Here is an 11,939-nt window from a genome sequence, read left to right as displayed (position 1 = left end):
GCAAGTGCAAGCACGAAGGCGTATAAGACCAATATGTTGAGCCAGCAAAACAGCCAGACTATTGCTACCAGACCCGACCGGCGCAATGCCTGTCCGGGGCTTTCGCGCATGGTGATGAGCAAGGACGGCGCGATTGCCCGCATCAAGCTGAAACTCGGACGGCTCAGTGTGGCACAGGCTCAAGCCATCGCAGACATCGCCGAACGCTTTGAAACGGGTGCAATTGAATTGTCGATTCGCTCCAATATCCAGCTTCGTGGCATTCATCCCGATGTCTGGCCCGATGTGATTACCGCACTTCATGAGGCGGGGCTGGGTGCCAAAAATGCGGCAGCCGATGATGTTCGCAATGTTATGGTCAGCCCGACTACTGGCATTGATCGCGGCCAGATCTGCGATGTGACCGGCCTTGCTACAAGTCTGCTCTCCGTCTTGCAGGAAAACAAAACCTATCATGCGCTATCGCCCAAATTCTCGCTCCAGATCGATGGCGGCGAAGATTGCGCTATGGTTTCGCATCCCGGCGACATCTGGCTGTCAGCAATTGATTGCGGCAAAGCCTATGTGTTTGGACTGGCGTCCTCGCCAGACAAACAGGCGCATGGGGCAGTTTCAAGCCAAAATGCCCTGCCCTTCATCGAAGCGCTGTTACAACATTTCCTTGCGGCTCGCCAAAAAGGCATCGCACGGATGAAACATCTCTTCGAGATAATGCCGGTTGAAGAATTTCTTCGAACACTTCCATTTGAATTTGATGCACCGCCAAATTGGCAGCGCAAAGCCCCCACCGCGCACGCGCATCTTGGTTTGCATCAACAGATCGGCGGCAAGTTTTATATTGGTGCGATGCCACTGCTTGGTCGCCTGACACCGCAGCAACTACGAGGATTGGCTCGGCTTACAAAACACGCGCTGCACCTCACGCCTTGGCAAGGCATTCTGATACCGCATATTGCGGAAGCGGAAGGGCAGAGCATCCTAGGCAAACTTCACGCGCTGGGCCTCGCGACCGAGCCTACCTCGCCAGCGGCCCGCCTTCGCGCTTGTTCCGGCTCCAAAGGCTGCGCTTCTGCGCTCGCAGATACACAGGCAGACGGTGAAGCGCTTGCACGCCAATTAAAAAGCGATACCGCGCAGATTCACATCACCGGCTGTGCCAAATCCTGTGCCGCGCTTTCACCCTTGCCTCACACACTTCTTGCGCTCTCCCCAACTCATTACGACCTATTTTTGCAAGACAAGGCTGGACCAGCACGCTTCGGGCGGCTATTGGCGTCAAACATCACCATTGATGAAGCAGCAAAGCTGCTGAACAAATAAAAAAAGCGGGCGCCATGACAGATTATATCCGCGACGGGCAAGCCATTTATGACCGCTCCTTCGCCATCATCCGCGCTGAAGCCGATTTGAGCCGCATAACTGCGGATCTCGAAAAGCTTGCCGTGCGCGTGGCACACGCATCTGGCATGGTCGATATCGTTGAAGACATCGTCTTCTCAGAAGGTGCAGGACAGGCCGGACGCGAAGCTCTAGCGAAAGGTGCGCCGATCCTCTGCGATGCGCGCATGGTTGCAGAAGGGATCACCCGTTCACGTCTGCCAGCCAATAATGAAGTGATCTGCACGCTGAACGATCCATCCGTTCCGGAACTCGCAAAGAAGATCGGCAACACACGCTCCGCCGCAGCCCTTGATCTCTGGCTCCCGCACCTTGAGGGCAGCGTTGTTGCTATCGGCAACGCGCCAACCGCCCTCTTCCGCCTGTTTGAAATGCTGGACAGTGGTGCGCCCAAGCCCGCTCTTATCATCGGCATGCCGGTTGGCTTTGTCGGTGCAGCTGAATCCAAAGACGAACTGGCTGAAAACAGCCGTGGTGTCCCTTTCGTGATCGTACGCGGACGGCGCGGCGGCAGCGCCATGACCGCAGCCGCCGTTAATGCACTTGCTTCGGAGCACGAATAATGGCCCCAAAAGGCAAGCTCTATGGTCTGGGCGTCGGCCCCGGCGATCCTGAACTCATCACGCTCAAAGCGCTGCGACTGCTCAAATCCGCTCCTGTCGTCGCCTATCACGCAGCCAAGGGCAAAAAGGGCAATGCACTGACGATTGTCGAAACCTATCTGTCATCCGAGCAGACTTTGGTTCCGCTCATCTATCCGGTGACGACCGAAAAACTGCCGGCGCACATGGATTATGAGCAGATCGTGAGCGATTTCTATGTCGAGATCACAACGACGATTGCAAGCCATCTTGATGCAGGCCGTGACGTGGCCGTGATCGCGGAAGGCGATCCGTTCTTCTATGGATCGTTCATGTATATCCATGACCGACTGGCCGAAAAATACGAAACGGAAGTCGTGCCTGGCGTTTGCTCTGTTTTGGGCGCTGCTGCCGTGCTCGGCGCGCCTTTGGTCTATCGCAACCAGACCTTGTCGATCCTTTCGGGCGTTATGAGTGCGGAAGAGCTGAAAAACCGCCTCGCAGCTACAGAGGCCGCAGCCATCATGAAACTCGGCAAAAATCTCGACAAGGTACGCGCTGTACTGACCGAACTTGGGTTGATGGATCGTGCGCTTTATATCGAGCGCGCAACCATGCAGAACCAGCGGATTGCCCCCTTAACCGAGGTCAGCGGCAGCGATTGCCCATATTTTTCGATCATTCTCGTTCCGGGCAGCAAATGGAACGGTGCATGAAGCCTGCAATTTTGATCTTGAGCGAAGCAGCAATCGCCACAGCACGCAACGTGCAGTCAGCACTTGAAAATGCGGAAGTCCTGGGACTTGAAAACCGCGTTACGAGCGCAGACAAGCATTTCACGCATTTTGGCGATACAGTCCGCGCACTTTATGAAGCAGGCCGCCCCGTTATCGCTTTGTGCGCTTCCGGCATCATCATTCGCGCGCTTGCATCCCTTCTGCAAAACAAGCGCATAGAGCCTCCGGTTCTGGCCGTTGCAGAAGATGGCAGCGCGGTCGTGCCATTGCTTGGCGGGCTGTCAGGCGTCAACGATCTGGCACGCACTATCGCTGATGCGCTGAAGGTCGCCCCCGCCATAACAACGACGGGCGAGTTGCGCTTCGGCATCAACCTGCTTCATCCTCCGGCAGAACTAACACTCGCCAATCCTGACAATGCCAAGACGTTCATGTCCGACCTGCTGGCAGGTCAAAAGCTACAAATCAATGTCAAATCCCGCTGGCTTGCGGCATCAAAGCTGCCGCTTGCTGGCGATGGGCAACTGATAATCAGCATCACGCCTGAAATCCGCACGCCACAGGCCAATGAGCTGATCTATCATCCACGAACGGTTGCGATCGCTATCGAAAAGCCGACCGAAGACCTGACGAGCCTCATCAAGCAAGCCTTCGACAATTCTGACTTGTCTATAGACTCACTGGCTTTGCTTCTCGCTCACGAGAAAGATTGCGCATCGTTACATATTCATCAGGCAGCAAAAACACTGAAAGCGCCATTGCGCTTTGTTGCAAGCGATGCCGATCTCGTGACGGCCTCTATCGAAAACCCTGTTCACCACACAGTGACTGAAACCCTGACGCTGGCCGTTGCATCTACTCCTGCCGATGTTCTGTTTATCGGGCGTAAGCGCGGCAAGCTTACTGTTATTGGTCTTGGACCCGGCTCCCGTGATCTGATGACACCAGCGGTCCAGCGTGATCTGGAACAAGCCGAAGACGTGCTCGGTTATGAAACCTATGTCCGCATGGCGGGCCCTTTCCGCGACGATCAACTCATCCATATGACCGACAATCGCGAAGAAATGCAGCGTGCACGCCATGCATTTGAGCTCGCAGTTTCTGGTCGCAATGTGGTTATGGTATCTTCCGGCGATCCGGGCGTATTTGCCATGGCAGCAGCGGTTGTCGAGGCATTGCATGAATCAAACGATTCAGCATGGCATGGTGTTGAATTGGTCATTCAGCCGGGTATTTCCGCAGCAATGGCCGCAGCGTCCCGCATTGGTGCACCGCTCGGACACGATTTCTGCATCATTTCGCTTTCGGACAATCTCAAGCCTTGGGATGTGATTGAGAAGCGTCTGGAGCTAGCAGCGCAAGCCGATCTTGCCATGGCGTTCTACAATCCGATTTCCAAAGCTCGCCCGCATCAGCTGGGCCGCGCACTGGAGATTCTGCGCCAATATCGCGATGCAGAAACGCCGGTCGTGCTTGGTCGTGATATCGGCAGACCCGCAGAAACAACCCGTGTGGTCACTTTGGGAGAACTCACACCCGATGATGTTGACATGCGCACAGTGTTGATTATCGGTTCATCGCACACGGTGCGTTTTCCCCGCGCGGAAGGCGGAGAGTGGGTTTACACGCCACGCTGGTACGGCGAAAAACCGGACAAATGAAAAACAAAAAGGCAGGGAAATCCCCGCCTTTTTCGCAACTTACAATGATTTATTGAATCAATTCTTCTTCGATTTTTTCGGTGCTGGCGCAACCGATGCGGCCTTAGCAGCAGCAGCTTCCGCAGCCACCTGATCAGCGCTCTTTGGCGACGTATCAACAACAGAGCGAACGGAACCATTCGCAGAGACCTGGCAAACCGCCGTGCGCAGATCAACCTTAAGGTCAACGATTGTACCACCACCAGCAGCCGGACGTGAGTTAACAGCGCTGATAACGCGCTCAGGCAGGAAATACTTGTTCGCCGCAGCGGTAATGCAAGGCTGTGCCAGCGAAGAATCAACTGTCGATGTCGGAATAAAACGCGGCAGGGAAATGCTGGAAGCTGTTACCGGCGCTTCAGACTTGCCGGGAACCGTTGCGTTCTGCGTCGTTGTTGTACAAGCGGCAGCCAATGGAGCCAGCATCGCAATAAAAAACAAACGGGCTCCGTTGCGGGTGCATCCGTACATGATCAACCTCTTATGGTCTGCTGATTGGTTAAAAATTTAATTTTGATAACTATTCGCTTTTAGCCAATTGTCGAGTGGCAGGAAGGCCACAATGCCGGTTTTTCGTTGAGCATCCCCAACGACCTCATCATTGTTTCGTGAATATCCAGTTCAGCATCTCGCGCCAGTCGCTCATGCGGATGGGCGTGCCATGATTGCCGCTCTCAAAGCGACGGAACTGTACCGGATAACCCGGTGAGCGTTTGCCGATATCCCGGTAAAATGCTTCCTGCTTATCGATGGCGAAAACCGGATCGCGACTGCCATGGCCGAAAAACACCGGCACCCGCTTTTTGAAAGCTGGCGACTTGAAAAAGCCATCGTCCCACAGCGATCCCAACAGGATAAGGCCTGAGAGCTGATTACCGGCTTTTTCGTTAGACGCTATGCGCCAGCAAAGCGCCCCGCCCTGCGATCCGCAAGCCAAAACAAGTGGCGCAGATGGCGAAGTCGCTTTCGCGGCTTCGATAAGCCCAGCAATCTGTGCCTCCCCCATTGCCCCAAAGTCCTTGAAGTCTGGCGTCAGATAAAGCCCACCATTCAGAGCTGCCAGATTTTTAATGCGGTTGAAATTGCCGCCAAAGGTAAAATCATTCACGCCCTGCAAACGATTTCCGCCACGCCCGTGCAGGTAGATGACGATAAAGGATGCGCCTTCGCGCTTGCCCACAGCCATGGCCTTAACCGGACCTATGGCCGTTTGAAATGTGACGTCCTTTTGATAGGCACGCGCCTTTAGCGAAACATAGGCATCTTTCACGCGTTTTTCAGGCACGGCATCACGACCGTTGATGTCGCGCATTTCATTGTAATCAATGACTTTGTAATTGCCATTATCCGCACTGCTAAGCACAGAAGGGTAGGCAAAATAATTATCTTTAAACGGCGGAAGCGGCCCTTGCGCGAAGGCAGACGTGTTGAAGGCCAGCAGAAGCCCTGCACATAATCCAACGCGTTTGCGCATTATACCTCCCAAAGAACCGTTCAAAGTTCCAGCCTGTGATAACGGCGATTGAGATAGATCAGCGCTTCTTCATCACCATTGGAGCGCAATCCCACCACTTCGCCGAACAGCACATGGTGGGTCGAATGATCCTGCACGCTCAAAACCCGGCAATCGAAAATCGCCAATGCGCCTTTCAGCGTCGGCGCGCCTGTTGCAATGACGTCCCACTCGGCAAGCTGAAAGCGTTCATCCTGCGTAAGACCGATACGGCCTGAAAATGCGTCAGCAAGCTGCTGGTGTGTTCCAGCCAGCGTATTGACCGCAAAAACACCATTTTCCATGAAAATCTGGTTTTCTGGATGGGATTTTTGCAAGCAAACCAGAACCGTGGGTGGATTATCCGAAACCGAGCAGGCAGCGGTCAGTGTAAGCCCACGACGGCCAGCCGAGCCAGCAGTCGTAACAAGCTGAACAGCTCCAGCATAATGGCTCATCGCATCGCGATAAGTCTTTGGTTCGACCGATACAATAGTTGAGGTAGTGTCTTTATCCGTTTGCACGTCAGCAAGCATCCGTATTATCTGTCAGGCTTCCTGAAATTATTGTCTCTTTGCCTGTATACCTATACGGGCATTGCACAAAGGCGAGGAAACCGCTACCCACTTTTCGTTGAATTATCCATGAAATATTTAAAGAAGATAAAGCGCGTGATGAAGTTAAAGCCATTGCCGGAAAAAATAACAGCGGTTTTCCGCCTGCAATTGCGTATGCTCAGCCGGAAAAAAATCGTCACTCTGTCTCTATTGGCTTTTACACTGTTTTGCTTGCCAGTCTCAGCGCAGGAAAATGCAACTGACATGCGCATTGGCATTGCAGCCCCTTTGAGCGGTAGCTTTGCCCCGCTCGGAAACCAACTCGTGGAGGGCGCGCGCGTGGCAGCAGCTGCAAAACACGCCGAGCTTGTTGTTGCAGATGACCGGTGCGATGCAGAAGGTGGCAAAGCAGCAGCAGAAACTTTTCTCAAGGAAAAGGTGACGATTGCGACGGGCTTTCTTTGTTCTGAGGCGCTGGAGGCAGCCCTTCCCATTTTGCAAGAGCGAGATATTCCCGTTATCACCTCTGGTATAAGCGACCCAACGCTGACTGAAAAACGTGCCTCAATCCCGTTTGCTGTTTTCCGGCTTACAACGGGGCTGGATAAGGAAACGCGTGCAACCGGCAGTTTTCTGGGAAGCCTCTGGCGCGCACAACCCTTTGCCGTGATCGACGATGGCACGATTGAAGGTCGTGAACGTGCCGGACAGGTTCTGGCACATCTGAAAGACCAGCAACTCCAGCCTGTTTTCACGGATACCTACCGACCCGGCCTCGAAAATCAGAACGCGCTTGTTGCGCGGCTGCGTCGCGCAGGCGCAACACATGTCTATGTTGGGGGCGAGCGCGATGACATTGCAGCCATCGGCAAAAGCGCTGCAGCGCTCAAATATCCACTGGTCATCGCAGGCGGCAGCGTGCTCAATGCGGCGCCCGGCGCTCAACCACTGAGCACTGAAACGCTGATGATTGCACCTTTAAAGCCGCAGGATCTCGCGACAGCAAAATCGGCCGTCGATGCAATCACTCAGGCAGGCAAGCTGGCAGAAGCTTATTCCGTCACGGGCTTTGCCACCATTGAACTTGCAGCTTCCGCGCTCAACAAAGCCGCAGAACAAAAGCAACCGCTCATGGATATCTTGCGCGACAGTTCATTTGAAACCGCACTTGGCACAATCAAATTCGATGGCAACGGTATGCGCAGCGATAATCCCAATCGCCTGCAGCGATACAATGGTCAGCATTTTATACTATCCGACCAATAAGCCCTATCAGACTGGCGGCGATAATAAGCCCGGTCATGATGCTCATCATGGACCAATACAGCGAAATTGCTGCGTCTATATCGGCTGCATCAGCGTCGCGCTTACCCTCACCGTAAAACAGCGGCGCTTCAACCTTTTCCGATCCATATTGGCGCGGTCCGGCAAGTGCCAGTTGAAGCGCACCGGCAAAAGCCGATTCCGGCCATCCTGCATTGGGTGAACGATGCAGTCGCGCATCGCGCCACATAATGGCAAGTGTTCTTTTTCCGGCTTGTTTATCGACAATAAATGCAGCAGCCACTGCGGCCAGCAATCCCGTCAAACGTGCCGGAATATAGTTTGCGACATCATCCAAACGGGCAGCGAAGCGCCCGAAATGACGATAACTGTCACTGCGATGACCAATCATCGAATCGGCTGTATTGATGAGTTTATAGGCAAACAGCCCCGGTAGTCCGCCCACCAGAAACCAGAAAGCAGGGGCAACAATGCCATCCGACGCATTTTCCGAAAGGCTTTCAATCGCCGCGCGACTGACGCCCCCTTCATCCAGCTGCTCCGGGTTGCGCCCAACAATCATCGAAACAGCTTTGCGACCACCCTCGATGCCATCTTCACGCAAGCCAGCGGCCACCGCTTTCACGTGATCAGCAAGGCTTTTCTGAGCCAGAAACACCGCGACGATGACGATCTCGACCAGCGCGCCTGCGGTGCCGAGAAAAGGCAGCAGGTAGCCCAGCGCCAGCCCCACAAGGATACAGGAAATCACCAGACCAATGATCAGCCACATACCATTGCTGCGCAGTGCATTAACGGAAAGACTGTGATCATTGAGGCGTTTTTCGCCCCAACTGATTGCCTTGCCGAACAGAACCACCGGATGCGGAATTCTCTGCCAGAGTTGCGGGGGATCGCCCACAACCCGATCCAGAACAAGCGCTAAAGCAAGAATAATCAGCTTTATTTCCATGGACTTGATGCGCTTTCCTGAATCATTTTCTTATGCGGAGAATATCCCGCAATGCCTGTTCCAATCGCATAAGACCAGCTTGATCAGGCGCCAGTCCGATGCGCAACCAGTCAGGTGCATAGGCAAACTTTCGGACAAGAATATGCCGCTCACAAAGCGCATCGTAAATTCCATGTGCTTTTTCATGGGCAACGAGCGCAAAAAGCGCCGTGCCACCGACTTCTGTGAGCTGACAATGAGCGAGCGTCGCAGCCAACTCAGCTCGTCTTTTATCAACGCGTTGGTGAAATGCTTCAAGCTCAACACCACCCTCAAAAGCGTTGAGCGCAATGGCAAGCGTCGGACCCGCCACGGCCCATGGACCGAGCCTGTCTGCAACGCGCTTCACAAACTCATCATTGGCCAGCAGAAACCCAAGTCGAACGCCTGCAAGGCCAAAGAACTTGCCAAAGGATTTGAGCACGACCAGCGGCGCATGCGCCGCATGTCGCGCAATACTCACCTCCGGATGTGGATCGGCAAAAGCTTCATCCACGACCAGAAAACCACCGCGCTCGCCCAGCTTTCGCGCAAGCCCCAGCAAATCAGGCCGCGCAACAATGCGCCCATCCGGGTTATTCGGGTTGACGATTGTGACCACCCGAGCATCTTCTGGAATGTCGTCAAGGGTCGCACATTCGACCACATTCCAGTCAGCCGCTGAAAAAGCTGCTGCATGTTCCTGATAGGTCGGTCCCAAAATAGCGACCGTTGAAGGCGCGCACAATGTTGGAATAAGCTGAATGAGCGCCTGCGTTCCGGGGCTGGCAACGATTGGCGCATTCTGATCTGCTTCGTAATAGACACGCGCCGCATTAAGAACCCGCTCTAAAAGCCCCTCATCCGGCAAGCGGTTCCACAAGGGGGCTGTCAATTCCGGCAACGGAAAATGTTCGGGATTGATGCCCGTTGAAAGATCAAGCCAGTCTTTCGCCGCGCCGCCAAAACGCGCAATAGCCCTATCTAGCGCTCCACCATGCTCAATAGTCATCTTCAGGCATTGTCTCCAGAAAAATCAATCACATGCATGAAGGACCCCGCAACTGACCCTACGCGCAACCCCGCCTCTCCCAGCTCTTCCCCCAACGCATCGCGCACGCGGAACAGCCGTTCAGCCTCACCTTCTCGCACGATGCTTGCATAGTGAAACTCATGCGCCGAAAGTGGCACCTGCCATGGCGAACCCGCCAGAGGCTCCAGCTTGCGATAACCGAGGTGCATTTTGCGTTTGGCAAAGCTTGTTTCAAGCGGCAGCAGTCCAAGCATCGGATGCCTCACGCGAGAGGAATCTTCCAGCGTCTCACCCAGCACCATATAGCCACCACATTCGCCATAAATGCGCACGCGACGATCCGCAGCATCTCTCATGCACTGCTGAAAACGCTTCGCCTGGCTCAGTTTTCCGGCATAAAGCTCAGGATAGCCACCGGGCAGATAGATAGCGTCAGCGCTCTCATCGGGCGCTTCATCGCCAAGTGGTGAAAAGAAAGAAAGCTCTGCACCGCGCCTGCGCCAACCTTCAAAAAGATGCGCATAGGCAAAGGCAAAAGCATCGTCGCGTGCCACTGCAATGCGGCTTCCAAGCGGCGTGAGGCGCAGAACATTGGCCATTGCGGCATGCTGCATCGGCCCAGACCAGATATGCTCTAACGCCGAAAAATCAATACGCGCATCAACCACATCCGCTGCATGCTCAAGGAAACGTTCCAGATCACCATGCTCACCCGCCTGAACAAGACCAAGATGACGCGATGGCAGAACCAGCGCTTCATCGCGCGGGATTGCACCAAGAGCGCTAATACCAAGCGGCTTGATGGCTTCGCGCAGCATAGCCTCATGCCTGCCGCTGCCAACCCGGTTAAGGATTACACCCGCAATCAGCACATCTTTGCGAAACTGACTGAAACCCGAAATGAGTGCCGCAATCGAATGAGATTGGCGCGCGCAATCGACCACCAGCACCACCGCCAAATCAAGCGTTCGCGCCAGATCGGCCGATGAACCCTTCCCGTCAAGCGCCCCGTCGAAAAGCCCCATCATACCTTCGACAACAAGCAGCTTGTTGCCCTCGGTCATGCGCGACGAGAGCGCACTGATCAGCTCTGGCCGCATGGCCCATGGGTCAAGATTAAAGCAATCCACACCGCTCGCAGCCTTATGGTAGGCAGGATCAATGTAATCAGGACCGGCTTTTGCCGGTGCCAACGCCTCACCGCGCCGCTTGAGCGCACGCAACAATCCAAGCGTCAAAGTGGTTTTGCCTGATCCAGAAGCAGGGGCTGCAATCAGAAAACCTTTCATGCGCTCTCCTCCTCGTTAAGATGAAGCGGATCATTGGTCAGCTTTCGTCCCTGAGACGCACCAAGCCAGTCAAGTCCGGAACGAAGTTTAACAACCTCGCCCACAACCACGATTGCCGGAGGCTTGAGACCTGACTTTTCCACATCTGCAACCGCACGCGACAATGTTGTCTCCAGAACAACCTGCTCAGGCAAGCTGGCATTACAGACGAAGGCCATCGGCTCATCCGGTGAGCGCCCTGCTGCCATCAATCGGCCGGTGATAAGGTCGATATGCTTCATCGCCATATACATTACGATAACCGGAGAAGACTGCGCGACACCTTCCCAATTGATACGATCCGGCATCAGTCCCGTTGCATCATGGCCGGTGAGAAACGTCACCGACTGGTTGATGTCGCGATGCGTGGCCGCAATTCCCGCATAGGCAAGACCACCAATACCCGCAGTAATGCCCGGCACGATGCGAAATGGCACGCCGTGTTCAACAAGTGTCAGCGCTTCCTCGGCACCGCGCCCAAAAACAAACGGATCACCACCTTTCAAGCGCAGAACCTTCTTGCCTTGTTTAGCCAACTCAACCAATCGCAACGAAATATCGCGCTGTTTTGGCGAAGGCTTGCCGCCGCGTTTGCCTGCATATTCAACACATGCCTCATCCCGCTTCAAGGAAAGGCAGGCTTCATCGACCAGCGCATCATAGACGATCACATCCGCCTCCCGCAGCGCATTGACTGCGTGCAGTGTCAGCAAACCCGGATCACCCGGCCCGGCACCAACAAGCCAGACATGCCCCGGCTGCATCGAAGGCAAGCGCACTTTGCTCTTCGCAACAATACATTCCGGCGTATGTTCGGGCTTATTCATCGTCATCAACCATAATTCTATCTGGCGGCACA

At 54.6% G+C, this 11,939-nt stretch carries 12 protein-coding genes; 5 read left to right on the top strand and 7 right to left on the bottom strand.

Features of this window, described 5'->3' with window-relative positions:
* Positions 1–33: 33 nt before the first annotated feature.
* From cobG to cobJ, 4 genes are read left to right on the top strand one after another with little or no spacing between them, the layout of a single operon-like run.
* Complete coding sequence (gene cobG, locus ABE530_RS10210; RefSeq protein ID WP_499694435.1) at positions 34–1,320, top strand: precorrin-3B synthase; 1,287 nt, start codon at positions 34–36, stop codon at positions 1,318–1,320.
* A gap of 14 nt (positions 1,321–1,334) precedes the next feature.
* Entirely contained in the window at positions 1,335–1,961 is a 627-nt protein-coding gene (locus ABE530_RS10205) for a precorrin-8X methylmutase (RefSeq protein WP_499694434.1), read from the top strand.
* A complete protein-coding gene (locus ABE530_RS10200) occupies positions 1,961–2,695 on the top strand; it encodes a precorrin-2 C(20)-methyltransferase (RefSeq protein WP_265985292.1) in 735 nt (244 codons plus the stop codon). Before ABE530_RS10205 ends, ABE530_RS10200 begins: the two co-directional genes overlap by 1 nt.
* Positions 2,692–4,377 (top strand): precorrin-3B C(17)-methyltransferase, encoded by a 1,686-nt coding sequence (gene cobJ, locus ABE530_RS10195; protein ID WP_499694433.1) that lies wholly within the window; start codon positions 2,692–2,694, stop codon positions 4,375–4,377. The genes ABE530_RS10200 and cobJ overlap by 4 nt, the downstream gene beginning before the upstream one ends.
* 57 nt (positions 4,378–4,434) lie before the next feature.
* Here the strand turns inward: cobJ and ABE530_RS10190 are convergent, their stop codons facing one another.
* The 3 genes from ABE530_RS10190 to ABE530_RS10180 form a co-directional block, all read right to left on the bottom strand.
* Positions 4,435–4,887 (bottom strand): hypothetical protein, encoded by a 453-nt coding sequence (locus tag ABE530_RS10190; RefSeq protein WP_499694432.1) that lies wholly within the window; start codon positions 4,885–4,887, stop codon positions 4,435–4,437.
* Positions 4,888–5,014: 127 nt separating this feature from the next.
* The gene (locus ABE530_RS10185; protein ID WP_499694431.1) at positions 5,015–5,890 is read right to left on the bottom strand and encodes an alpha/beta hydrolase; all 876 of its coding nucleotides are present in this window, start codon (positions 5,888–5,890) and stop codon (positions 5,015–5,017) included.
* 20 nt (positions 5,891–5,910) lie between these two features.
* On the bottom strand, positions 5,911–6,444 hold the full coding sequence (locus ABE530_RS10180; RefSeq protein ID WP_499694430.1) for a flavin reductase: 534 nt from the start codon (positions 6,442–6,444) through the stop codon (positions 5,911–5,913).
* 195 nt (positions 6,445–6,639) lie between these two features.
* On the opposite strand from ABE530_RS10180, the gene ABE530_RS10175 reads away from it, so the two are divergent.
* Entirely contained in the window at positions 6,640–7,731 is a 1,092-nt protein-coding gene (locus ABE530_RS10175) for a branched-chain amino acid ABC transporter substrate-binding protein (protein ID WP_499694465.1), read from the top strand.
* On the opposite strand, the gene cbiB is transcribed toward ABE530_RS10175, so the two are convergent.
* From cbiB to cobA, 4 genes are read right to left on the bottom strand one after another with little or no spacing between them, the layout of a single operon-like run.
* Complete coding sequence (gene cbiB / locus ABE530_RS10170; RefSeq protein WP_499694429.1) at positions 7,712–8,701, bottom strand: adenosylcobinamide-phosphate synthase CbiB; 990 nt, start codon at positions 8,699–8,701, stop codon at positions 7,712–7,714. The two genes, ABE530_RS10175 and cbiB, sit on opposite strands and share 20 nt — an antisense overlap.
* A gap of 22 nt (positions 8,702–8,723) precedes the next feature.
* The gene (cobD, locus tag ABE530_RS10165; RefSeq protein WP_499694464.1) at positions 8,724–9,737 is read right to left on the bottom strand and encodes a threonine-phosphate decarboxylase CobD; all 1,014 of its coding nucleotides are present in this window, start codon (positions 9,735–9,737) and stop codon (positions 8,724–8,726) included.
* Positions 9,734–11,041: a cobyrinic acid a,c-diamide synthase CobB gene (locus ABE530_RS10160; protein ID WP_499694428.1), complete on the bottom strand. Its 1,308-nt coding sequence runs from the start codon at positions 11,039–11,041 to the stop codon at positions 9,734–9,736. The genes cobD and ABE530_RS10160 overlap by 4 nt, the downstream gene beginning before the upstream one ends.
* Positions 11,038–11,907 carry a uroporphyrinogen-III C-methyltransferase gene (cobA, locus tag ABE530_RS10155; RefSeq protein WP_499694427.1) on the bottom strand — a complete coding sequence of 290 codons (870 nt, stop codon included), beginning with the start codon at positions 11,905–11,907 and terminating at the stop codon, positions 11,038–11,040. Before cobA ends, ABE530_RS10160 begins: the two co-directional genes overlap by 4 nt.
* Positions 11,908–11,939 lie beyond the last annotated feature (32 nt).

The sequence above is a fragment of the Brucella sp. TWI559 genome, assembly GCF_039674265.1.
Classification (GTDB): Bacteria; Pseudomonadota; Alphaproteobacteria; order Rhizobiales; family Rhizobiaceae; genus Brucella; species Brucella chromiisoli.
This window is presented reverse-complemented; position numbering and strand designations above follow the sequence as displayed.